At 40.0% G+C, this 23,555-nt stretch carries 20 protein-coding genes; 6 read left to right on the forward strand and 14 right to left on the reverse strand.

The window, feature by feature from the left end; genetic code table 11:
- Window positions 1-133: 133 nt before the first annotated feature.
- The 3 genes from DPX34_RS14080 to DPX34_RS14090 form a co-directional block, all read right to left on the reverse strand.
- The gene (locus DPX34_RS14080; RefSeq protein ID WP_111979093.1) at window positions 134-889 is read right to left on the reverse strand and encodes an SDR family NAD(P)-dependent oxidoreductase; all 756 of its coding nucleotides are present in this window, start codon (window positions 887-889) and stop codon (window positions 134-136) included.
- Between the two features lie 559 nt (window positions 890-1,448).
- Window positions 1,449-1,988, reverse strand: a complete 540-nt coding sequence (locus tag DPX34_RS14085; protein ID WP_111979094.1) for a c-type cytochrome — start codon at window positions 1,986-1,988, stop codon at window positions 1,449-1,451.
- 184 nt (window positions 1,989-2,172) lie between these two features.
- A complete protein-coding gene (locus DPX34_RS14090; RefSeq protein ID WP_157964739.1) occupies window positions 2,173-3,174 on the reverse strand; it encodes a sugar phosphate isomerase/epimerase family protein in 1,002 nt (333 codons plus the stop codon).
- 450 nt (window positions 3,175-3,624) lie between these two features.
- Between DPX34_RS14090 and DPX34_RS14095 the strand changes: the two genes are divergently transcribed.
- On the forward strand, window positions 3,625-5,301 hold the full coding sequence (locus tag DPX34_RS14095; RefSeq protein ID WP_111979096.1) for a protein adenylyltransferase SelO: 1,677 nt from the start codon (window positions 3,625-3,627) through the stop codon (window positions 5,299-5,301).
- 449 nt (window positions 5,302-5,750) lie between these two features.
- Here the strand turns inward: DPX34_RS14095 and DPX34_RS14100 are convergent, their stop codons facing one another.
- On the reverse strand, window positions 5,751-6,125 hold the full coding sequence (locus DPX34_RS14100; protein ID WP_111979097.1) for a hypothetical protein: 375 nt from the start codon (window positions 6,123-6,125) through the stop codon (window positions 5,751-5,753).
- Between the two features lie 279 nt (window positions 6,126-6,404).
- Here DPX34_RS14100 and DPX34_RS14105 point away from each other — a divergent pair, with 279 nt between their 5' ends.
- Window positions 6,405-6,674, forward strand: a complete 270-nt coding sequence (locus tag DPX34_RS14105) for a hypothetical protein (protein ID WP_111979098.1) — start codon at window positions 6,405-6,407, stop codon at window positions 6,672-6,674.
- 240 nt (window positions 6,675-6,914) lie between these two features.
- Here DPX34_RS14105 and DPX34_RS14110 read toward each other — a convergent pair whose 3' ends face one another.
- From DPX34_RS14110 to pepA, 7 genes are all read right to left on the reverse strand, one after another.
- Window positions 6,915-7,988, reverse strand: coding sequence for an SMP-30/gluconolactonase/LRE family protein (locus tag DPX34_RS14110; protein ID WP_232824747.1), 1,074 nt, complete (start codon window positions 7,986-7,988; stop codon window positions 6,915-6,917).
- 349 nt (window positions 7,989-8,337) lie between these two features.
- Window positions 8,338-8,910, reverse strand: coding sequence for a MiaE family protein (locus tag DPX34_RS14115; protein WP_111979099.1), 573 nt, complete (start codon window positions 8,908-8,910; stop codon window positions 8,338-8,340).
- 88 nt (window positions 8,911-8,998) lie between these two features.
- Complete coding sequence (locus tag DPX34_RS14120) at window positions 8,999-9,628, reverse strand: sulfotransferase family protein (RefSeq protein WP_198673711.1); 630 nt, start codon at window positions 9,626-9,628, stop codon at window positions 8,999-9,001.
- Between the two features lie 37 nt (window positions 9,629-9,665).
- Window positions 9,666-11,510: a DEAD/DEAH box helicase gene (locus tag DPX34_RS14125; RefSeq protein ID WP_111979149.1), complete on the reverse strand. Its 1,845-nt coding sequence runs from the start codon at window positions 11,508-11,510 to the stop codon at window positions 9,666-9,668.
- Window positions 11,511-11,628: 118 nt separating this feature from the next.
- Window positions 11,629-14,496, reverse strand: a complete 2,868-nt coding sequence (locus DPX34_RS14130; RefSeq protein WP_111979100.1) for a valine--tRNA ligase — start codon at window positions 14,494-14,496, stop codon at window positions 11,629-11,631.
- 24 nt (window positions 14,497-14,520) lie between these two features.
- On the reverse strand, window positions 14,521-14,964 hold the full coding sequence (locus DPX34_RS14135) for a DNA polymerase III subunit chi (RefSeq protein WP_111979101.1): 444 nt from the start codon (window positions 14,962-14,964) through the stop codon (window positions 14,521-14,523).
- Complete coding sequence (pepA, locus tag DPX34_RS14140) at window positions 14,964-16,469, reverse strand: leucyl aminopeptidase (protein WP_111979102.1); 1,506 nt, start codon at window positions 16,467-16,469, stop codon at window positions 14,964-14,966. The genes DPX34_RS14135 and pepA overlap by 1 nt, the downstream gene beginning before the upstream one ends.
- Window positions 16,470-16,754: 285 nt before the next feature.
- Here pepA and lptF point away from each other — a divergent pair, with 285 nt between their 5' ends.
- A complete protein-coding gene (lptF, locus tag DPX34_RS14145) occupies window positions 16,755-17,870 on the forward strand; it encodes an LPS export ABC transporter permease LptF (RefSeq protein ID WP_111979103.1) in 1,116 nt (371 codons plus the stop codon).
- Window positions 17,870-18,934, forward strand: coding sequence for an LPS export ABC transporter permease LptG (gene lptG / locus DPX34_RS14150; RefSeq protein WP_111979150.1), 1,065 nt, complete (start codon window positions 17,870-17,872; stop codon window positions 18,932-18,934). Before lptF ends, lptG begins: the two co-directional genes overlap by 1 nt.
- A 239-nt stretch (window positions 18,935-19,173) precedes the next feature.
- On the opposite strand, the gene DPX34_RS14155 is transcribed toward lptG, so the two are convergent.
- Both DPX34_RS14155 and ygfZ read right to left on the reverse strand, forming a co-directional pair.
- A complete protein-coding gene (locus DPX34_RS14155) occupies window positions 19,174-19,665 on the reverse strand; it encodes an FKBP-type peptidyl-prolyl cis-trans isomerase (RefSeq protein ID WP_111979104.1) in 492 nt (163 codons plus the stop codon).
- Complete coding sequence (gene ygfZ / locus DPX34_RS14160) at window positions 19,662-20,558, reverse strand: CAF17-like 4Fe-4S cluster assembly/insertion protein YgfZ (protein WP_111979105.1); 897 nt, start codon at window positions 20,556-20,558, stop codon at window positions 19,662-19,664. Before ygfZ ends, DPX34_RS14155 begins: the two co-directional genes overlap by 4 nt.
- Before the next feature lie 183 nt (window positions 20,559-20,741).
- Between ygfZ and DPX34_RS14165 the strand changes: the two genes are divergently transcribed.
- The gene (locus DPX34_RS14165; RefSeq protein ID WP_111979151.1) at window positions 20,742-20,987 is read left to right on the forward strand and encodes an FAD assembly factor SdhE; all 246 of its coding nucleotides are present in this window, start codon (window positions 20,742-20,744) and stop codon (window positions 20,985-20,987) included.
- A complete protein-coding gene (locus DPX34_RS14170) occupies window positions 20,974-21,411 on the forward strand; it encodes a protein YgfX (protein WP_111979106.1) in 438 nt (145 codons plus the stop codon). The genes DPX34_RS14165 and DPX34_RS14170 overlap by 14 nt, the downstream gene beginning before the upstream one ends.
- Before the next feature lie 111 nt (window positions 21,412-21,522).
- On the opposite strand, the gene nadB is transcribed toward DPX34_RS14170, so the two are convergent.
- Window positions 21,523-23,151: an L-aspartate oxidase gene (gene nadB, locus DPX34_RS14175; protein WP_111979107.1), complete on the reverse strand. Its 1,629-nt coding sequence runs from the start codon at window positions 23,149-23,151 to the stop codon at window positions 21,523-21,525.
- Window positions 23,152-23,555 lie beyond the last annotated feature (404 nt).

Below are 23,555 nucleotides of genomic sequence, written 5' to 3' on the forward strand. Positions count from 1 at the left end.
CATACACAAATTATTTGCGCTTGTATGATAGATTTTTTGCATTGGTAGGAACAAAAAAACCACATAATTGCTTATATGGTTTTTTCTTATTCAACTGTAAAGCTAACGGTGTTAGCTTTAACGGCAACAGGTATTAGATACCTAACGCTTGGCCACCACCAATTTGAACCGTTTCAGCAGTGATGAATGATGCATCTTTGCTGACTAAGAAAGAGATCACGCCTGCAACTTCTTCTGGCTCGCCTAAACGACCAAGCATGATGCTGTCTTTCCATGTTGCGAATACTTCAGGTTTAGTTGCTTTAATTTGTGCGTGGAAAGGTGTATCGATAGTACCAGGTGATACGGCGTTTACACGGATACCTGCTGGTGCTAATTCTTTAGCTAAAGCACGTGTTAATGTGTGAACTGCACCTTTAGATGTACCGTAGATACCAGCGCCTGGGCCACCAGCGTTCCAAGCTGCGTTTGAAGTGTAGTTGATGATTGAACCACCTTCAGTTTTCTTCATGAAAGGAATAGCTGCACGTGATACGAAGAATGCGCTGTCTAAGTTTAATGCCATTACAAAACGGTAAAACTCAGTTGTCATTGTTTCAATTGGGCTACGACCACCAAGGCCACCCGCATTGTTAATAACTACATCAATTTGGCCATATTTTTCGCCGATAGCGTTCACGTTTTCAGTTACTGCCACATCGTTAGTTACGTCAAAACCATAGTATTCAGCTTCGATACCGTCTGCTTTTAATTCAGCAACGCGCTCTGCGCCTTTGTCGTCTTCAATACCATTAAGTACAACTGTGTAGCCATCTTGACCAAGACGCTTAGCTACTTGAAAACCGATACCGCCAGTTGCGCCTGTAATTAATGCAATTTTTTTAGACATAATTATATTCTCATTGAGTTAGTTAACTAATAGTTACACCAAAGGCATTAATAAAACGAACAAGTATTAAGTTGCAAAATTGACACTAATTTAGGGCGAATAAGGTAAGAGACTGTTTTCTCTTAAAACGCGTTAGCGATAATTTAACAAGCAAGGCCGTTCACCTTTTGGCTCATTGTAATTAAATATCGTCTGCTCGATAAAGTATCTCGCATTGAAATTTATGAATTAATTGTAATACAAATATTTTGATTTGGAAATAGTGTGTTTTGATATTGGTAATAAAATATGATCTTTATTGGTAAGTTTTAATGTGATCGTATGGATAAAGCGCAATTAAATTAAAGTTAAGTTGTTGTTTTAGTTTTTAATTTTGATCTTTTTGTTACGTTAACTTAATTGCGAAAAATAAAACTAATTAGTAAAATATTTTTTTAAACTTTAAAAAAAAATATTAAAAAAAACGATGCAACGACGATAAGGTTGTTACCAATGAAGCTGTCTTTTTGATTGATAAATAAATAAAAAGTAAGACCATATGGTGTTAACTGTCTTGTTATTAGTCACTTTGTTGTTTGGACTCTTGGTCATTCAATGTTAAGGGTGTTGTTATATATTGAATTAAATCTTGTCGATCACTCGCGTTAAGTAAACCTGAAAAGCCCATTTTATTACCGGGTATAGCTTTATCAGGGCCTGCAATAAAAGTGTCTAGCGTTTTATTATCCCATCTATTATGTTGCTGGCTTTTAAGGGCGCTAGAGTAGTTAAACTGCATTGAACCTATGGGGCGATTGAGTATACCGGTTAAACTGGGCGCTAGGTTTGGTGTTTCGTGGCAACCGGCACAAAATTTATATAGTTGAGCCCCGCGAGCTATACCCGATAAGCTTTCTGTGTTTTTTGTGTCAATAATATAATCGGCTCGTATTGCCATCATCTTGGCTATTTGTTGCTGATCCATAGAGGCTCTTATTTTGCGATAGGCTTGCGCTTCAAGTGTGGCGCATTCAACCTCTAATAGACCTAATTGTGCCGCGAGTTGTTGGTAGGTCGCGGATGAAAACGCGCGATTAATTCCTATTCTGACATGATCCATTTATTGCATTAACTGTTGACGTATCGCTTTATATTGTTGAATTTTTGGTAATAACGCTGTTGTGATGGCTTGAAAAACTTACGTAGATTATTTAATTAGGGAAAAGCTCGCTAAATCTAAAAAACCGCGGTTTTACATCAAAACGAAGCCTGGATACGCTGATTTAAAAATACATTATTTATTTTTAGGTTGTTTGATAACGCTTTAATAACTCAATGGTCGCTTGACTGCCTTTGAACTCAGAATAGTGGTTTCCTTCAAATTCAGCACTGACAATACCGTTGAAACCAGCCGCCGTTAATATGTTTAAGCAAGCTTGATAATCAATGGTTGTTTCTAAACCATCAGAGGTGAAATGATGAGACTTTGCACTGACGCCTCGCGTGTAAGGCGCTAAATCGATTAACCCTTGGAAACGATCGTATCGGCGTTCGGGGTTAATATTCCAACCGCCCATAAAAAAATTATCGAAGTCAGTAAATAGCCCTAGATTTTCATGATTAGTATGTTCCATTAGCATCGCAAGCCAAGCGCCAATATTTGATGCATTGCCGTGGTTTTCGACTAATAATTCAAGATCATGCTGTTTAGCTAAATCGGCTAATGTGATTAATGATTCAGCACAGTTATTGAGTTGTTGCAGGTAGGTGCCGTCGCCATATGCATTGACTCTGAGTTGTTTGCAACCCAATTCTGCGGCGGCTTCTAACCACGGTTTATGTTGTTCAATGGCTTGTTTTCGCTGCGTTTTTGAACTTGCCCCAATTGAGCCGGTTTCATCATACATGAGTACTGCAAAGCTTACATTATGCTCTTGGGCTCTCGCCTTAAAATTTCTTAACCATTGAGTATTTTGTGCATGAGCAAAAAATAAAATATTCACTAAATCAACGATACCAACCTTAAGTTCATATGCTTTTACAACAATATCTCGGGTGTCGAGGGGGCCGGTTAATAGGTCATCGGGAGATGAATGCAATGTTTTAATAAATAGTGGGTAATCAACTTTGCTGTTACCCAAAATTTGGCGGTGAAATGACCACTGCGAGAGTGAAATATCATAGCGTTGAGTTGTTGCTAATTTAGGTTGATTGATTAATTTGTTATCACTCGCCCAAACGTGTTTTACTTGGCTGCTTAATAAAGTGGCTGCGATTGCTTTTAAAATAAGTCTTCTTTTTTCCATTATAACCTCTACTTTATGACGCAGGAGCATTAAAAGCCCTAACGCTCAATTGTGGCTTATGCTGTGCCTTATTACTTTGCCAATTACTGATGGATGTCCCTTTTTCATCTTTTAAATAAAAAAGTAACCGGTTACATTTAATTTTAAATAGATTATAACGATTACTCAATCTTTATTTTTCGGGAGGCGATTTCTGGTGTTACCTCGCGGTATTCAACATTGGCGTATGCCAAATTAATCGTGATCTATGGTCTACGATCTGTGATAACGGTATAAAATATTGGATATGGACACGTTAATACTTGTCGTTAGCTAAAATATCCACACCCATCGAGTGTTGTAAATCGTTGGTAAATAGCGTTCACTATCTTTATTCATTTGTGATTAATCTCTATTCGGGTTAAGAGATACCCCATATTTAGATTATTTAAATAAAACGATACCAAGGCCATGAACGATAAAATAAGCAACATCGCAGCGCTAGCAAAACTCACTGATTATTCGTTACTTGATACTTTAACGGCTGATCCCGATGCCACTAAAACTGGCCAAGATCACCAGCCAAGAGAAGTCTTTTCAGGCCATTATGTGCCTGTGTTACCTACGCCTTTGGCAGAGCCTGAGTATATTAGTCACAGCTATGTGTTATTTGATGAACTCGGTTTTGATGACAAATTAGCGCTAGATCCCCATTTTATACAGCTGTTTTCGGGTGATGTTTCTGCACTGCCAAGTCCTATGCGTCAAATGGGCTGGGCAACGGGGTATGCTTTGTCTATTTATGGCACTGAATATACCCAACAATGCCCGTTTAGAACGGGTAATGGTTATGGTGATGGCCGTGCAATCTCGGTTTTGGAGTTGGTTAGTAATAATAAGCGATGGGAAATGCAACTGAAGGGAGCAGGGCGTACACCTTATTGTCGTGGTGGTGATGGCCGCGCTGTATTGCGTTCGAGTGTGCGTGAATTTTTGGCTCAAGAGCATATGCATGCGTTAGGTATTGCAACCTCGCGCTCGCTGAGCTTGTATGTTTCTAAAACAGAACAAGTTGATCGCCCTTGGTATTATGAAGATTCGCGTTCGCACGACCCTGAAACAATGGTTTCAAACCCTGTGGCTATTTCTACTCGGGTTGCACCTTCTTTTTTACGTGTTGGCCAACTTGAATTATTTGCTCGTCGTGCACGTACCGAAGAGCATGAAAAAGCCCTAGACGAACTGCAACTCATCGTTGAACACTTAATTTTACGTGAATACCCACAAATTGATCCACAATTGCCTATGGCCGAAAAAATACTGCTGTTGGCGGCTGAGTTTCGTGAACGCTTAACATCCATGGTTGCACATTGGCTGCGTGTCGGGTTTTGCCAAGGTAACTTTAATAGTGATAACTGTGCTGCAGGCGGTTATACGCTTGATTATGGGCCATTTGGTTTTTGTGAATTATTCGAGCCCATGTTTCAGCCTTGGACCGGTGGTGGACGTCACTTCTCATTTCTTAACCAACCTTTTGCGGCAGAAGCTAACTTTAAAATGTTCTGCGCCAGCTTAGAACATTTGTTGCCATCGCAATCAGATGCGCTAGAAAAATTGGCCGATATCCGAGATAGTTTCAAACCGGTTATGCAACATCAATTAGAAAAAATGTGGGCTGCGAAATTAGGCTTAAGCGCATATAATTCTGATCTGTTAATTGACCTTTTACAGCTTATGGCAAATACCAAGGTTGATTTTACTATGTTCTTTCGTGAGCTTTCGCATGTGCCGCAGCATGTTTCCGATCTTGAAAAGAGTTTCTATTTAGCGACTTCTGACGAACTAAAACAACAATGGCAAACATGGTTAAATACGTGGCGCACCTTGGTTAATGCTGATAGCAATAGGGCAAAAATCAGTGAACAAATGAAACAAGTTAATCCCAAATATACTTGGCGAGAATGGCTAGTGGTGCCAGCCTATCAACAAGCGGCACAAGGTAACTACGAACTGATAAAAGAACTACAGCAGGTATTAAATAACCCGTATGAAGAACAAAGCCAAGAAATTGAAAATAAATATTATCAACTGCGCCCACAAGCCTTTTTTGGCATCGGGGGAGTTAGTCATTACAGTTGCTCATCGTAATTAACGACTGCAACAGCTGCAACGAGTAAATAGGGCCGGTCGATAATTAAGTCGATAACAACGGTTTATTGGGGCCTGTGCTTTACGGTTTACCAGGGTGCTAAACACCGACACACAGGTATTAAAAAGCTTGGTAATTTGTTTTTCATCATATTTCTTTATACACCTCAAGATTAAGAGGTTTCATAGTATTAAAGTAGACCGGTTTAGCGCCGTTGGCGCGTAAGCCACGTAAGCCGTCTAAGCCGGGTGATAGGGTATTAGCATAAACCCAACACAGGTATTTACCCGAGAAAGCCAGGTAAAAGGTAAAAATAGGTACCTTCGTTTAGAGTTCATTATGGCAGCTTACTCGGACCTCGTTAAACCGCCTTACGTCAAAATATAAACCTCATGCAAATATCAAGACCTGACCCCGAAGTTACGCCTTACTAGTTGACCTCGATAGATTAATCCTTACAATAAACGCCTTTGTTTCTATCGGCTAAAGTTATATCATCACCAAGGCCAGATTCATCAGTTTTATTTTTACCAACTGAATAAACAAGGTTTAAATTCTCTTGGTACAAATATCTACTTCCCCAAGCGTCAGAAAAGTTATCTTGTCCATATGCAATTATTTTTTCTTGGTGATTATCAGGAAGTTCATCAAAATTTAATACCCCTTCTGAATCCGGATAGAACACTAGAGCATAATTTATCAACGTGAAAAATGACGTTTTATAATTTAAGCATTCCTCTTGCCGCTCATCAGTTACCATTTTACCAATGAGCAGTATGGATAAACTAGCCACAAATACAAACACTAAAATATATCTAATCATCTAATCCAATCGTTCAAAATCACCATAAGTAATAAGTACGCCGCTATCAACCTTTTTTCCACCAGAATAGGTTTTAGATAGACGGAAATTATGCACGATAGGCGAAAGTAAGTCTTTTATTTCATTGATATTATATGTTTAATTGATGACTGTTCCATACAAATTTTAACCGCTTATCCAGTGAAGCTAACGTTTATATCTTTAGGTTAATAAAGTAGTATATGGTAAAGGACATTGTATGGGCGTACTTATAAATTTATAGGTATCAAAGGATAGAGCATGGAAATGATTAGTATTACACAGTTAGTTATTTTAGTTTTAATAATATTGGCTCTTTTCGTTCAACATAAAAGGCATAGGTCTGGTGAATACGAACCTATTCACTATACTAAAAAACAACGTCTTATTTGGGCTGGCGTTATTGCCAGCCCAATGTTCTTCATTGGTATATCTTATGGCTTGTTGCCTTTCATTATTCTAAGCCTAGTCATTTTTTGGTATATCTTCGCTAAGAAGCAATTCTACAAGCGCAGGGTTATTAATAAGTAGCCAATTTAGAAATTTAACTAATAAAATCATAAAAGACACGCATTAATATAAGACGCATCACTTTGACTTATTAGCCACTAAAATTCGAAAAGGCGGTTCCCGATAATCGGAATGTATTTAGCAAACAAAAAAACAGAACGGTGGGGTTCGCAAGCTCACGGCACCCTACCAACCAATCAGCTACACATTCACTGTTCATGAGTAATAATAAATAATATCAATGAGTTGTTAATTCATGCTCTACATAAACTTTTCGTTTTGTGATTTACCTGGCAAATTAGTTTGCAGGGTATAAAGCCCGGTGCCTGAGGTAATAAGGAGTGTTTTCATGTTAGGCCCTCCAAACTCCATATTGGTTATTTTGGGGGTGATGTACATTTTATTGAGCAATTTAGCATGGGGTGAATATACATAGATATTGCCTTCGTTGTGACTGGCTATGTATAGGTTGCCGGCACAATCTACGGTGATGCCATCGGGTGAGGCCACACTGATGAACGGTGTGCGAGTACCGACTTGTCCACCTTTGCTTACGCTGTATACGCCTACTTCATTGGTGTGATCACCAACGTATAATTTACTTTCGTCTGGTGAGAGCACGATACCGTTGGGCTTGGCGCGTGTTTTATCGATTAAGCTGATTTTACCTTGTGGGGTTAGGCTAAATACGCCGGTGAAATCAAGCTCTTTAGTACGTTCACCAAGTTGCCAATCGGGATCGGTAAAATAGATTGTGCCATTGGAATGCAAAGCGATATCGTTGGGTGAGTTAAAATATTGACCTTGATAGCGGTCAATTAGTACTGTTTTTTCTTTTGTGGTGAGGTTTATTTTAGTCACCGAACGTGTGCTGTGGGTGAGGGCATATAAGTTGTTACCTTGGGCTAATAAGCCATTACTACCACTGTGTTTGATAAAGGTTGAAAGGGTATTGGGTAGTTGGAGTTTATAAATATTGGCCGCTGGACCTGTTGCTTGAGGGCTGCCAAAATTCATTTCAGAAAAATAAAACGCTTGCTGGCGATGAGACCATGTTGGCCCTTCTAAAAACAATAAATCAGCCGTTATTAATGTTGCTTGAGCGTTTGCTGATATTGGTGTTTGACCAGAGTCACATTGCGGGTTTTGTGTGGCATAAGCTTGATTAAAGAGTAATGCACTTAGGGTGATCAGTGCTTTTAGTGTTTGCTTTGTAAAGCGCATCAAACGGTTGCTTATTTGGCTCGGTTTTGAGTTTGTTTTTTGAATCAGTTTTTTAGTCATTTTTTGCGTGTTTTTAAAAATGATAGGGGACGAAGTTTTGTGTGTATTCATGTGGCTTTGCCTTATTTTGTGAATTCACAGAGTAGTTAATTTGTGCTTTAAAGTCAATTTGACTATATTGTTTTAGCTGTTGCACACCATATTTTGAATTTAAGCATGTGAATATAAGCCATCGAATTTAAGCATATTGAATTGTGGTGTGCAGAGTGATTAGTTCGGCTTCGATATATTCTTTAGTGGCGGTTTATCAAAAAGTAAGGCTGGCTTAATAGTGACGGTGAAGTCATGCAGTGTTCAAAAAATATAAAACGATTTGGTATGCTGATATAAAATGATTGGCTGGGCGACTAACTTAACAGTGAGTTGTTAAGTTAGTCGTTTTTTGTTTTTACTTTTGTTTTTAATGAAGCGCTGCGCGATCGGGTAAGTTTTTACAAATTTCTGCTTCGGCAATTAATATTTCTTCTAAGCGAATATCGACGGTTTCTTTATCGAAATATTCATAGGCTAATTCAACAAATAAATTTTTGTGTTTCTCTTCTGATTCGGCAATGGCGGCATAAAAATCTTTGTCTTGACCGGCTTCTAGCGCTTCGGCAACTAAGGCAAAACGTTCGTGACCTCGGGCTTCAATTACACCTGCCACTAATAAGCGGTCAAGAAAAAAGACATCTTTGCCATTGCGGAATAATTTACGTATTTGGTTTATGTAAGCGTCTTTTTTATCGTCACCTAGGGTGATGTCTCTGGCTTCAATTAATTTTAATACTTCTTTGAAATGAATTAGTTCTTCAATGGCGAGATCGGCCATGGCTCTAACTAATTTTTTTCGGTCTGGGTAGTGCGATAGCATTGCGGTTGCCATACCCGATGCTTTTTTTTCAGCTGCGGCGTGATCTTGCAAAAAACTGTTGAAGTCAGCTAAGACGGTTTCGGTCCATGAGAAGGGTGTTTTATATTTTAGTTCAAACATTGTTATTTCAAATTTTTAGTAAGTCTGCGCTAATTTTACCTTTGAACGCCTTGAGTAAAAAGTGTTATGGGCATTTTATTTTCAAGCGCTATTTTTCGAGATCGATTTTACCGTTATTAGTTGATTCAATTTTGTTGGGGTGTTTTATTTTATTCCATGCGGTGACTTTGCCGCCTTTGTTGATCACGCTAAAGCCAGAGTGGGGCATGTTTTGCGTTATTTTTAAAAAGGCGAGTAGCTTGGCGTAAGCTTCGGGCTGACTCACATCAAGATTGAGTAGGTCGTTTGGTCGGTGTGAAAAATACGCCTGTATGCCTTGTTGATGTTGCTCGTAACACTGAGTTAAAAATTGTGTATTGTTTATGTTGTCGAGCGTGAAAGGCGAAAAAACACGTTGGTAACAGCGTTTGATTATTGGGTTAAAGCCGCCATCATCACGCGTTACATTGGTATGCATGCGCGTTAGTAGTTGTTGAATAGACGGTAGCCAATGCGTTAAATCACGTGTGAGGTTAATAAACCGTGCGTTTGGGTAGTGTTTATCGAGTTGCTGATAATCTGCAAAAATGGGCGTGTCGGCAATAACTTGGGCATTGAGCATGGCTTTTTTTGTGTAAGCGGTGTGAGCGGTTTTAAAGCCGAGTTCAAGCAAAGCGACACAAACGCTTGTGGTTGCTGTGCGGGGTAAGCCAATAATAAAAATTTTGTTGCTGATCATATGCTTATTGCTTTCGTTGTATTTATTGATACGTATCTTAAAGCGCGTTGGCTTTACGATGGTTGCCTTGGTAATCAAAAATGCGTTCTTTTATTTGCCAGTAATGTTTTTGCTTTTTGGCAATTACAAAATCTGGATGGCTAAAATGCACTTGATTGGTGACAACTTTGTCTACTTGAGTAAATGTAGGGGGTTCACGCCCTTGTTTGTAGCGTTTACCAAACAGTTGATTAAATTGGTTTTGACTGCGTTTGTATTGTAAATCAAATTGTTCACTGAGTTCTAATCCGTCTTCGTCGTAGTAGCGTATTTTTAGTTTGTTATTAACATTTTCAAACTGCATGGCGGCACAACGAATAACCATTAAATCTTTTAATTTGAGGGCTTGTTTTATTAAGTCATCGGGGTCAACTAATACATGGTCGCACTGATGACAGTAACGCGCGGCTATATCGTTTTCTTGATGGCAATTAGGGCACTCTTTAAAGACAAACCGAAATTCGCATTGTTGTGCGGGCTGACTGGGCTCTGCATCTATTAATCCTTGGCAGCGTCGACCGTAATGTTCAATAACATCGCCATCACCATCAACTTGTCCCCAAAAGGTATTGGCAAAGTTGCACCTAGGGCAAGGTACCATAACCGGTACACTGGTTGAGTTAGGTTTGGGACTACCGACTTCAGGGTAATGTAAATCAAAATCGTTACCAGCATAATCAGCCACTAAACATTCTTTTTTACCTGGGGCTAACCGTAAACCTCGGCCGACTATTTGCTGATACAAGCTCACCGACTGAGTGGGGCGCAATATGGCAATAAAATCAACATGGGGGGCATCAAATCCGGTTGTTAACACCGATACGTTAACCAAGTATTTTATTTTTTGCGCTTTATAAGCTTGGATTATGGCATCGCGTTGATGATTGGGCGTGGCGCCTGTTACGATTTCGGTTTGCTCGTTGGGTGCAAAATTTTTGATATAGCGTGCGATTTCTTGTGCGTGTTTAACACTAGCCGCAAACACCATGATGCCTTTTTTATGTTGGCTTAATTGGACTATTTGTTCGCAAATAGCTTCCGTTACGCGTGGATATTTTCCCAGTAATTCGTTGACTTCTTTTGGGATAAACTCGCCATTGTTTCCAGGAATTAAACTCGAAAAGTCGTACTGTTCTATTGCTGCTTTAATGATGTTAGGCGGGGTTAAATATTTATTCTTGATCATGTAACGCAAAGGCAGCTCATATATACAGTGCGCAAACTGGACTGTTTGCTCGGTACGCGTGAAACCATAGTAATGATATTGATAGATCCAGCCGGTATCTAAACGATAGGGGGTTGCGGTTAACCCAAGCACTTTTAAATCGGGGTTATGTTGTTTTAAGTGATTAATGACTTGCTCGTATTGACTGGTATGTTGTTCTTTTTTTTCTATACCTTCTTTTGTCTTTTCGGCTTTATCTGTGGTTTCTTCTGATGCTGATTGTGCACTGCCTTTTGTCGTTTCTTGGTTTAGCGAGACTCGGTGGCATTCATCTATAATAATTAAACTGTATTCGGTATTAAATTGCTCTAAATTTGGGCGAACCGATTGAATACTCGCAAATGTCACTTGATGTTGGGTTTGCTTACGTTTTAAGCCCGCTGAAAAAATACCCGCTGTTAAGCCATAACTTTCGTATTTTTGATGATTTTGTTCAACGAGTTCTTTGACATGGGTTAACACCAGTATTTTTCGTTTGGCTAATTTTGCTAACTCGGCAATAACTAAACTTTTACCGGCTCCTGTGGGGAGTACGATCACAGCAGAGTCATTGGTTTTACGAAAATGTTTTAAGGTCGCGTTAACTGAATCTTGTTGATAAGGCCTGAGTTGATACATATGTTCTTTTTGGTTAAGCGTTTTTGGGTATATTAAAAAGCCCAATAATGCTTACATTATTGGGCTTTTATTTTATCCCCAAGTCATTTGGGTAAAACAACGATAATGACTTATCGAGTTATAGTGCGTTGATGGTCGCTTTTTGCTCAGCTAATTTAGCTAATGCGGCTTCCATTTCAGCTAACTTAGCTTGCTCTTTTTCGATTACAGCCGGTGGTGCTTTGCTAACAAAACTGTCGTTTGAAAGTTTGCCTTGCACGCGTTGTAAATCTTTGTTTATTTTTTCGATATTTTTGTTTAAACGAGCAAGTTCAGCTTCGACATCGATTAAACCGGCCATCGGGATCAATATTTCCATATTACCGACCATGGCGGTGGCTGAAACAGGCGCTTCGTCGCTAGCCGTTAACACGTTTATTGATTCAAGCTTAGCAAGACCTTGCAAAAATTGCTGGTTAGCGGTTAGACGACGCGCGTCTTCTGGCTCGGCATTTTTGATAAAGGCGTTTAAAGGTTTGTTTGGCGAGATGTCCATCTCACCTCGTATATTACGAATACCCACGATAAATTGCTTAACCCAATCTAAATCGGCCATGGCTAATTCATCAACTTTACTTGCATCAAACTCTGGGAATGCTTGCAACATAATGCTGTCGGCTTTAGTGGTATCAATTGCCGCCAGTGGCGCAACGCTTTGCCAGATTGTTTCAGTGATATAAGGCATGAGTGGGTGCATTAAGCGTAATAAGCCTTCTAACACGGTCACTAATGTATGACGGGTTGCACGTTGTTGTGCTTCGTCACCTTTAAATAATACGGGTTTTGTTAATTCTAAATACCAATCGCAGAATTGATTCCAGGTGAATTCGTAAGCGGTATTCGCGGCTAAATCAAAACGATAATTGTCGACATGCTCGCTAAAGGTTTTAACCGTATGTTGGAACTGGCCTAAGATCCAACGATCAGCTAATGAGAAGCTCATCTCTGGTGTATGGCCGTCGGTATTAAAACCACAATCATGTTCTTCTGTGTTCATAAGTACGTAACGGCTGGCGTTCCATAACTTGTTACAGAAGTTGCGGTAACCTTCTAAACGGTTCATGTCCCAGTTGATATCACGACCGGTTGAGGCCATTGCCGCTAAGGTAAAACGCAATGCATCGGTTCCGTGAGCTTCTATCCCTTTTTCAAAGGTTTTACGCGTGGTTTTCTCGATTTTTTTAGCGACTTTTTCTTGCATTAAGTTGCTAGTACGCTTGGTTACTAAGCTTTCTAAATCAATACCGTCAATCATGTCGATTGGGTCAAGCACGTTACCTTTTGATTTAGACATTTTATCGCCATTTTCATCGCGAATTAAGCCTGTCACATAAACGGTTTTGAATGGCACTTGTGGCTTGCCGTCTTCATCTTTAATGAAGTGCATGGTCATCATGATCATGCGCGCAACCCAGAAGAAAATTATATCAAAGCCGGTAACGAGTACTTCTGACGGATGGAAGGTTTTTAAATCGTCGGTGTTTTCTGGCCAGCCTTGGGTAGAGAATGTCCAAAGGGCTGATGAAAACCACGTATCAAGTACGTCTTCATCTTGCTTGAGTTCTAAATCGGCTGCTAGGTTGTTCTCTGCTCTTACTTCGGCTTCGTCGCGACCCACATATACGTTGCCTTCGTTGTCGTACCAAGCCGGAATGCGATGGCCCCACCATAACTGGCGTGAAATACACCAATCTTGAATATCGTTCATCCAAGCGTTGTACATGTTTTCGTATTGTTTTGGTACAAACTGAATTTCACCATCGGCCACGGCTTTTTTAGCCGGCTCGGCTAATGGTGCTGTTCTTACGTACCATTGGTCTGTTAATAGTGGTTCAATTACAACACCCGAACGATCGCCATAAGGGACGGTTAAGCTGTGATCTTCAATTTCTTCTAATAAACCTAAATCGTCAAACTCGCTGACAACTAACTTACGGGCTGCAAAACGATCAAGGCCATGAAAACGTTCTGGGATAGGTGCGTCGAAGGCGATCTCTTTACCGTTAAAGCTGTATGTTTCACCTTGGGTTAATATGGCTGCATCTTTATCAAAGATGTTGATCATGTCTAGCTGATGACGTTTACCGACTTCGTTATCGTTAAAATCATGCGCCGGTGTGATTTTTACACAACCGGTGCCTTTTTCCATGTCAGCATGTTCATCTGCAACAATAGCAATGCGACGACCTACGATAGGTAGAATGATATCTTTGCCAATGAGATCAATGTAGCGTTCATCTTCTGGGTTAACCGCAACACCGGTATCACCTAACATGGTTTCAGGACGGGTGGTAGCCACAACAATATAGTCTTTGCCGTCTTTTGTTTTAACGCCATCTGCTAATGGGTAACGGAAATTCCACATGAAGCCTTTTTTGTCTTTGTTTTCTACTTCAAGATCTGAAATGGCGGTGTGTAATTTTGGATCCCAGTTTACAAGGCGTTTACCTCGGTAAATAAGGTCTTCTTTATGTAAGCGTACAAAGACTTCTTTTACGGCTTCAGATAAACCATCGTCCATGGTGAAACGTTCACGGTCCCAATCAACCGATGCACCTAAGCGACGTAATTGCTTGGTGATGGTGCCACCTGATTCTTTTTTCCAATCCCAGATACGATCGATAAAAGCATCACGGCCTAAATCGTGGCGCGTTTTGCCTTCTTCTGCTGCCAATTTACGTTCCACAACCATTTGTGTTGCAATACCGGCGTGGTCGGTGCCGACTTGCCACAAGGTATTGTTACCTTGCATGCGTTTATAGCGCGTCAAGGTATCCATAATGGTATCTTGAAATGCGTGACCCATGTGCAGGCTGCCCGTTACATTTGGTGGTGGTATCATGATTGAGTAAGGTGTGCCTTGGCCTGATGGCTTAAAGTAACCTTTGGTTTCCCATGATTGGTAAAGTTCTTGCTCAATAGCTTGCGGATTAAATGTTTTTTCCATCGTCGTATCTAAGTTTCTTTTTGATTAGGCTGCAGGTTCAGTTGATAACTGATGACCCGCGGCACGGTATTGTTTATATCTTTCGCGTGCTTGCTGTTTTAATGTTTCATCAGCGGGAACAAAATCGAAAGTTTGATTAAAACGCCTGATAAAGTCAGGCATGTTTTGGCTTAAATTGATAAGAATAGGGCGACCGCTTGTGGGTGGCTTAAAACCTATTTCAACCGGTGTACCAAACTTAGGGCCTTCACCTTGTAAGTTATGAGCGACAAAACTTTCGGGTTCAAATTGCCATAAGTGTTCATCGACAAGTTCTGCATCTTGCTGGTTGTCGGTGTAAATAAAAATTTTACTTTTTTGACGGTAGAGCTTTGCGGCTAAACGACAAGCAAAGTCGATGTGCGCCGGCACGGTTGTGGCTGGCGCTTTATCGGTTTCGGGCAATAAGTAGAATAAAATTTGTGACATTATTCAGGTGTTTGCTCTTGTGCGTAGTTCATTAAGAACTGACTCATCATGGGTACTGGACGACCGGTTGAACCTTTGTTTTTACCTGAACGCCATGCTGTGCCTGCGATATCCATATGGGCCCAATTATACTTTTTAGTAAATCGAGAAAGGAAGCACGCTGCGGTTATTGAACCCGCTGGACGTCCGCCAATATTGGCCATATCGGCAAATGGGCTTTCAAGTTGTTCTTGATATTCGTCCCATAATGGTAAGCGCCACGCTCTATCACCTGATTGCTCAGATGCGTTTAACAAGTCATGTGCAAGCGGGTTATGATTACTGAAAACCCCGGTAGCATGAGCGCCTAACGCAATAACACAAGCGCCAGTTAATGTGGCCATATCGATAACTAAAGCGGGGTTATAACGTTCTACGTAGGTTAATGCGTCACATAATACGAGTCTGCCTTCAGCATCGGTATTGAGTACTTCGACTGTTTGACCCGACATGGTGGTTAATATATCACCTGGGCGATAAGCATTTGCATCTGGCATGTTTTCACAGCCCACTAATATGCCAATGACGTTTATTGGTAATTGTAATTCAGCGAGCGTTTTCATGATGCCTATCACACCGGCGGCTCCACCCATGTCATATTTCATTTCATCCATGCCTGCGCCTGGCTTAATTGAAATACCACCTGAATCAAAGGTTAACCCTTTACCCACCAACACAATCGGGGCTTGAGCATCCGTTGTGCCTTTGTAATTGATGACCGACATGATGGATTCATTCACTGAACCTCGACCTACTGCTAAATAGGAGTTCATGCCAAGTTCTGCCATTTGAGCTTCGTTAATGAGCTCAACGTCTACGTTGTCGTAATCTTTAGCCAGTATTTGAGCTTGCTCACCTAAATACACTGGATTACAGATGTTAGGTGGCATATTGGCGACGTCTTTACATAGTTTGCTACCTTCTGCAACGGCTAAACCGTCTGCGATAGCTTTTTCGCCAATGGGTAATTCACGACGGGTAGGCACATTAAATACGATTTTACGTAATGGACGACGTGGTTCTTCACGTTTACTTTTTAATTGATTAAACGTGTATAAACAATCTTGCGTTGCTTCTACTGCATGGCGCACTTTCCAGTAGTTATCGCGGCCTTTAACGTGCAACTCAGATAAAAAGCAAACGGCTTCCATTGAGCCCGTTTCGTTTAAGGTATTAATTGTTTTTGCGATAATTTGTTTATATTGTCTTTCGTCTAACTCGCGTTCTTTACCGCAACCGACTAATAAAACACGTTCGCTTAATACATTCGGAACATGATGTAACAAGAGCATCTGCCCTGATTTGCCTTCTAAGTCACCTCTGCGAAGTAAGTTACTAATGTAACCTTCACTTATTTTGTCGAGTTGTTCCGCAATTGAGGTAAGGCGTCTTGGCTCAAACACACCAACTACAATGCAAGCGCTTCGCTGTTTTTCTGGACTACCGCTTTTAACGCTAAATTCCATTGTGGCTCCTAATATCAAGTGTTTTTACAATTTACGTATTTAGCGATACTAAATTGTTATCGATTATTATATTCAATTATTGTTCGATTGTGCTTTAAGCTTCGGCTTATCGTGCGATAATGCCATAATAACTTAGGCAATAAACCTAGTTTAGATCAGGCGAATAAAAATGTTACCTAATTATGCCTTTTTAACTAAGTTTTTGTCTTATTTTCTTGTAAAAATACTGAGTTTACTTAAAATTTTACTTTATTGCAGCAAAATGCCTAATTTGCGAGTTTTCATTTGATTATTTTTCGTTATCTTTTTACTGAAACATTGAAGTCTCAGTTCGCCGTTTTCTTCATCATGTTATTGATTTTTAGTTCTAATGCGCTTGTTCGAGTATTAGATGACGCAATGGAAGGTAAATTACCCACCGATTTAGTCGCTTGGATGATGTTACTGAATATACCGCCATTAGCTGGGTTGATTTTACCGTTAAGTATGTTTATCGGTATTTTTTTAGCGCATGGTCGTTTTTACGCTGATAACGAAATGTCAGTTTTAAAAGCGTGTGGTGTGAGTGAATGGTATGTGACACGAGTGACTTTAGCTGCCGCTCTGTTTATATGTGTTTTAACCGCCATTAATACACTTTGGTGGGGACCTGCTGCTTATGAAAAACGTGAAACCATTCGTGATGAATTAAGAGCTGATATTGGTATTTCAACCTTAATACCCGGACAGTTTCAACAAACCTCTAATAATAAAGCGGTGTTATTTGTTCATAATAATGGCGAAAATAAAAGCGAATTTAATAAAGTTTTTGTTGCGCAATTACCAAAGTCAGAAGATGCCAAGCAACGCTTTAATGTTGTTTATGCTGAAACCGGTAAAGTGATCGAAGAGCGTTTTGAAGAGCAAAGTTTAGTGTTAACGAACGGCCGACGTTATGAAGGGGAGCAAAACGAATTAGATTATCAAATTTTAGGCTTTGACACTTACTCAGTGAAAATTAAAGAGCAAGAAGTTGAAGAGCGAAGGCGAAAGTTAGCTGCGGTTTCAACGGCTGATTTAATGAAAAGCGATGATTTAGAAGCCATTGCTGAATTACAGTGGCGGATCGCATTGCCATTAACTGTTTTATTAGTGGCTTTAGTTGCGGTGCCGTTGGCGAGAACAGGCCCCAGACAAAGCAAATTTGCTAAAATGGCACCTGCCTTTTTAATTTATATTTTTTATTATTTACTCTTAATGGCCGGTAAATCCGCTTTAGGTGATGGGAAAATACCGCCGACGATTGGTTTATGGTGGATCCATACTGTGGCGCTTATTTACGGTTTGTATTTGTTTGCAGGTGAGCGCACATCAGGCAGACGATTAAAGGCATTATTAAAATGGAGTCGGAGCAAAGCATGATTAAAATAATTGACATGCATATAGGTCGAGCCATCATTCAATCGACATTTGCTTCTTTACTTGTATTAACGAGTTTGAGTGGGTTAATTCGCTTTGTTGAGCAGTTAAAAAGTATTGGTCGGGGGTCGTACGATATGGTCGATGCCGCCTTTTATGTTTTATATACCATACCACGAGATATTGAAGTGTTTTTCCCGATGGCGGCTTTATTAGGTGGGTTGCTTGGTTTAGGTGCTTTAGCATCTAATAGTGAGCTGATTGTGATGATGGCTGCTGGCCTGTCGCGCTTAGACATCGTTAAATCCGCTATGAAAACGTCAACTTTGTTAGTTGTTTGTGTTTTAGTGCTGGGCGAGTGGGTTGCTCCACAATTTGAGACTAAAGCGAAACAACTGCGCCACACCGCAATATCGGGCCATGCGTTAAACATGGGAGATGAAGGGATGTGGGCCAAAGATGGCGATCGTTTTATTCATATTAAAAATGCCACCAATCAGTTTCATCTTAAAGGTGTAACGGTATTTGAGTTTGATAAACAACTCAAATTAACGGAAGTCAGCCATATCGACGAAGCTAAATACGTAAATAAGCAATGGCATGTTAATGGCTTTGTTGAGACCGTTATTGGCGATAATAAAATTAGCCGCTTTGAATCTGACAAGGCGTCTTGGATGTCGTCTTTAACGCCTGATAAGCTTGATATCGTTTCGGTTTCACCTGAAGCATTGTCAATTAGCAAACTATTAAGTTATTTAGATTATTTAAGTGCTAACGAGCAGGATGATAGCCGTTATCAATTGGCATTTTGGCGTAAAGTGTTTCAGCCCATTACCGTTGCCGTTATGATGTTGATGGCGTTGTCGTTTATATTTGGTCCTTTAAGAAGCACGTCGATGGGGGCGCGCATTTTAATGGGGGTTGTTATCGGCTTTGGTTTTCATATTGCTAACCGTATTTTTGGCCCAGTGGCACTGCTTTATGATTTACCGGCCATGATAGGCGCTATTATGCCGAGTATTCTTTTTGTTGTACTCGCGACCTATTTGATACAACGGCGAGCTTAACCTAGGGCGTGTTTATCTTTTGTGTATGCTTTTGCAGCCGTATTTGCACGATTTCTACAAGGCAGAGCGATAACGTAATAGAAATAGTGCAAATGCGCTGCCCTTTGGGTTCAATCCAAAGCCCTTTGGATTTAACGAAATCTATACGACAAAGATAAACAGGCCCTAGTATATTGAAATTCAGACACAAAAAAGCTGGCGATTAAAGCCAGCTTTTTTTAGTTTATAGCAACGGCAGGTTAGTGGTTATGACCACAACCACCGGCGCTATGAACGTGGCCATGAGATATTTCTTCTGCTGTTGCGGCACGCACGTCAATGATTTCAACATCAAACTCTAAATCAAGACCGGCAAGTGGGTGGTTGCCATCAACCGTTACGGTATCGTCGGCAATATCAACAACAATTACCGTTTGTTCGCCACCTTCGGTGCCTGCGCGTAATTGCATGCCTACATGTAGTTGGTCTTCGAAGCCTTCAAACATTGTTAAAGGCACTTCTTGTACAAAACCATCATGGCGTTGACCATAAGCGTTTTCAGCATCAACTTTACAAGAAAATTTATCACCTGCTTGGTGATCGTTCAATTGGTCTTCAAGGCCTTTAATTAAGAAACCTTTTCCTTGTAAAAAATTTAATGGCTCGCCATCAAATGAACTATCAATGTCGGTTCCTTCGCTGTCTTTTACTAAATAATGCATGGTAACAACAGTGTCGTTTGCTATTTTCATTTTGTAGCCTTGTATTCTAGTGAGTAAGGTAATGGTGATAATGTAAATGTACTTTGTTCGTCTTGTTTCGCTCTTAAGGTTTGTGCAATATCAATATCGGCTGCACAAACGGCAATACCATAATAGGTTTGCTCAACTTTGACTAGGGTAACAATTGTTCCCGCTCGACGCCAGTTTTCACCATTTTGAATTTCTAATGTATCGTTTATTTTTAGCTCGTTTGCTTGACCACTAAATGGAAATGCTGCTCGTTTATTTTTGCCTAGGTAGCGCATTCGAGCGACGGTTTCTTGGCCCATGTAACAGCCTTTAGTAAAGCTAATACCGTTTATTGCTTGTAAGTTTAGCATTTGAGGTACGTATTCACTTTGATGTACATCATGCATAAATACGATACCTTGCTCGACTAGCGCTTTTTCAAATAAGGCTTCATCGGCTTGATTTAAATTAGCGAGCTCTTTGGGTAAATCACCTTCACAGGCAATTAAGGTTAATGTATTACTCACACTGACCTGATAAGTGTTTTCGATACCGATAACACGGTGTTGCTCTGCTGATTGCTCACCAAGTAATGCATACCATGTTAAGTTGTCGCTGCTGTCGGTGATATCCGTTTTTGAAAATACGGCATATTTACTTAATTCAGCTAATGATTTTGCCAGCGTGTTTTTACGTTGAAATAATTGAAACGTTGAGCCTGTAGGCACAAAATAAAAATGACTCCAGCTTTTTCCTTTAGCATCGCAATGTGCACCAAAAGTGGCGGTGTTATCGGCTAACCCACTAATGTGAGCTGTCACTTGGCTATTCAAATAGGTTTTACTATCCGTACCTGAGAGCTGGATCGCTCCCCAGTTTTCTAATTTAATTAGAGATAAATTTTGTGTAGACATAATAGGGTTACTTTAAATTGCGCAATAAGTATATAAAGCTATATAAGGGTAAATTGCTAAACAACAAGCTGGAAACGTGATAATTAATACCCATTATAACGTAAATGACTTTGCTGGCGTGCAGTGTGATTGCTAATATAGGGTTATCGCTGTTTTATTTGGAAACTATTTAGATTTATGGCAATGGATATTAAAAAAGTGCGCTGGGCTTGTCGCCGCGGCATGCTTGAACTTGATGTTATTTTACGCCCTTTTGTTGACGGGCATTATGAAAGCTTAACTGAGTTTGAAAAAGTCGTTTTTGTTGATTTGTTGACAGCCGACGACCCTGAACTATTTGCATGGTTTATGGGGCATGAAGAATGTAAAAATGAGCACTTTGTTAAAATGATTAATAAAATTCATAAATTAAACGGTGCAGTACTTTAGTATTTCGCCGCTGAAAGGGCGAGCGTTTGCCATTGCGCTCGCACTTGTTTTATTGGTTTTTTTTATATTAATAGCACAACGTTTATATTTACCGATTTGGCAATTAGGTTTTTATAATTTGGGCGTTGTGACTCACCTACTTATTTTATTCTGTCTACCTTTTCTTTATCAGCGCTTGCGGTATTTACAAGCGCAATCTATTGCTTGGCCTTTTTCTTTATCGATAGAGGGTGGGCTGCTAATACAAGCCGAACAATATCAAATTGATGATCGCAGTTTATATTTGGGTCGTTGGATATTATTGGTTTGTCGCCATGCGGTTACCCAAAATGTAAAACGTTGCTTTTTTGCACCTGATAATCTGTCTGATGTTGATCGTCGTCGTTTAAAAAGAGTGATTAAGAGAGGCGATGTTAAAAAGTGAGGTTGAAGTAAAAAAGGGGAGTAAACAATTGGCTCACTTTTTAAATTTTTTTTAATGATAAAAAGATAAGTCGATAAATAAAAATAAGGCACTTTTTAGTGCCTTATTTGATTATTTATTTAGCGGACTATTCGTTGGTATTAAAATACTAGGTTGGCTATTTTCTAATTTATCTGGATAGTCTAAATTGTAATGTAAACCACGGCTTTCTTTACGACTCATCGCACATTTTACAATTAGTTCTGCTACATCAAGTAAGTTTCGTAATTCAAGTAAGTTATTACTCACTTTAAAGTTAGCGTAGTAATCATGGACTTCTTGCTGCAATAACTCTATACGTCTTAACGCGCGCTCTAAGCGTTTGTTCGTTCGGACAATCCCTACATAATCCCACATAAAAAGCCTAAGCTCATGCCAGTTATGATTAATTATAACATTTTCATCTGCGTGACTTACTTTGCTTTCATCCCAAGCAGGTATGTTCGGGCTATGCGTTTTATGGAATGCATGCGCTTGTATATGTTTGGCCGCTGATTCGGCAAAAACTAAGCATTCTAATAAAGAATTACTGGCCATGCGGTTAGCACCATGTAAGCCAGTATAGGCAACTTCGCCAATGGCATATAAGTTATCAAGGTCTGACTTACCATTTAAATCAGTCATGATGCCGCCGCAAGTGTAATGTGCTGCAGGGACAACAGGGATCGGCTTTTTATGCATTTTCATGCCGAGGGTGCGACAGCGTCGATAAATCGTTGGGAAATGTTTTTTAATGAAAGGCTTGTCTTTATGGCTAATATCTAAAAACATAGAATCAGCACCTAAGCGTTTCATTTCTCTGTCGATGGCTCTGGCGACAATATCACGTGGAGCTAATTCTGCGCGTTCATCATATTCGGGCATAAAACGTGTGCCATCAGGTCGACGTAAATAAGCGCCTTCACCTCGTAAAGCTTCGGTTAATAAAAAGTTCTGCGCATCACTGTGGAATAAGCTGGTTGGATGAAATTGGTTAAATTCCATATTAGCAATGCGACAACCCGCTCGCCATGCCATCGCAATGCCATCTCCACTTGCCACATCAGGGTTCGATGTATATTGATAAACTTTGCTAGCTCCACCTGTGGCTAATACAACAACTTGCGCTTTTATTACTTCAACTTGTTCTGTGTTACGGTTCCAAACATAAGCGCCGTGACAGTGCGTTGACGTTGATGTGTTATTGAGTTTTTGATCTGTGATTAAATCGACGGCGTTGTAACGCTCAAATACACGAATGTTTTTGTGTTGTTTGGTTGCATTGTTAAGCGTTTTTTGAACCGCTTTACCGGTTGCATCGGCCGCATGTAAAATTCGGCGATGGCTGTGTCCACCTTCACGTGTTAGATGAAATTTCTCTTCGCCGCTGGCATTTGTTTCTTTATCAAAAGGCACACCACAGCTAATTAGGTTTTCTAAACTTTGGCGGGCATTTTCTGCAGTAAAGCGCACCGCTTCTTCATCGCACAAGCCTGCACCGGCGATTAATGTATCTTGTACATGAGATTCAATACTGTCGTTTTCATCATAGACAGCGGCAATACCACCTTGGGCATAATAAGTAGAACCTTCGCTTAAGTTTGCTTTACTTAGAACGATAATATCGGCTTGATCGGCCAACCGTAATGCAAGCGTTAAACCAGCTGCGCCTGCACCAATTACTAAAACTTGGCATTGGTGTTCTATTTTTTTTATGCTCATATATTTCTACTTTGCGGTTTTAAGACCTAGTTTGAACTAGGGCGTGTTTATCTTTTGTGTATGCTTTTGCAGCAGTATTTGCACGATTTATACAAGGCAGAGCGATTGCGGTGTCGTTATTCTACATAAAAGAGTGATAACGTAGTAGAAATAGTGCAAATGCGCTGCCCTTTGGGTTCAATCCAAAACGTTTTGCTCTTTGTTATTGGCTTTTGACGTAGAACCACTATGCCATCAAGCCAATGCCGCGATCAAAACGCTTTGGAATTGAACAAAATCGATACGACAAAGATAAACACGCCCTAGGTAAAACGCTTATTATCCAATTGCGTATAAGTTATTTTCGCATTTTATTGCAATATTTAGAACTTTTTTGATCAACTAGGGTCATAGAATACAGTTAC

The organism is Algibacillus agarilyticus, assembly GCF_003286125.1.
In the GTDB taxonomy this organism is placed as follows: Bacteria; Pseudomonadota; Gammaproteobacteria; order Enterobacterales; family Alteromonadaceae; genus Algibacillus; species Algibacillus agarilyticus.

Coding starts and splice junctions, on each gene's coding strand:
- DPX34_RS14080 (WP_111979093.1), bottom strand. CDS start 889: ATGTCTAAAAAAATTGCATTAATTACAGGCGCAACTGGCGGTATCGGT.
- DPX34_RS14085 (WP_111979094.1), bottom strand. CDS start 1,988: ATGGATCATGTCAGAATAGGAATTAATCGCGCGTTTTCATCCGCGACC.
- DPX34_RS14090 (WP_157964739.1), bottom strand. CDS start 3,174: ATGGAAAAAAGAAGACTTATTTTAAAAGCAATCGCAGCCACTTTATTA.
- DPX34_RS14095 (WP_111979096.1), top strand. CDS start 3,625: ATGAACGATAAAATAAGCAACATCGCAGCGCTAGCAAAACTCACTGAT.
- DPX34_RS14100 (WP_111979097.1), bottom strand. CDS start 6,125: ATGATTAGATATATTTTAGTGTTTGTATTTGTGGCTAGTTTATCCATA.
- DPX34_RS14105 (WP_111979098.1), top strand. CDS start 6,405: ATGGAAATGATTAGTATTACACAGTTAGTTATTTTAGTTTTAATAATA.
- DPX34_RS14110 (WP_232824747.1), bottom strand. CDS start 7,988: ATGAATACACACAAAACTTCGTCCCCTATCATTTTTAAAAACACGCAA.
- DPX34_RS14115 (WP_111979099.1), bottom strand. CDS start 8,910: ATGTTTGAACTAAAATATAAAACACCCTTCTCATGGACCGAAACCGTC.
- DPX34_RS14120 (WP_198673711.1), bottom strand. CDS start 9,628: ATGATCAGCAACAAAATTTTTATTATTGGCTTACCCCGCACAGCAACC.
- DPX34_RS14125 (WP_111979149.1), bottom strand. CDS start 11,510: ATGTATCAACTCAGGCCTTATCAACAAGATTCAGTTAACGCGACCTTA.
- DPX34_RS14130 (WP_111979100.1), bottom strand. CDS start 14,496: ATGGAAAAAACATTTAATCCGCAAGCTATTGAGCAAGAACTTTACCAA.
- DPX34_RS14135 (WP_111979101.1), bottom strand. CDS start 14,964: ATGTCACAAATTTTATTCTACTTATTGCCCGAAACCGATAAAGCGCCA.
- pepA (WP_111979102.1), bottom strand. CDS start 16,469: ATGGAATTTAGCGTTAAAAGCGGTAGTCCAGAAAAACAGCGAAGCGCT.
- DPX34_RS14155 (WP_111979104.1), bottom strand. CDS start 19,665: ATGAAAATAGCAAACGACACTGTTGTTACCATGCATTATTTAGTAAAA.
- ygfZ (WP_111979105.1), bottom strand. CDS start 20,558: ATGTCTACACAAAATTTATCTCTAATTAAATTAGAAAACTGGGGAGCG.
- DPX34_RS14165 (WP_111979151.1), top strand. CDS start 20,742: ATGGATATTAAAAAAGTGCGCTGGGCTTGTCGCCGCGGCATGCTTGAA.
- nadB (WP_111979107.1), bottom strand. CDS start 23,151: ATGAGCATAAAAAAAATAGAACACCAATGCCAAGTTTTAGTAATTGGT.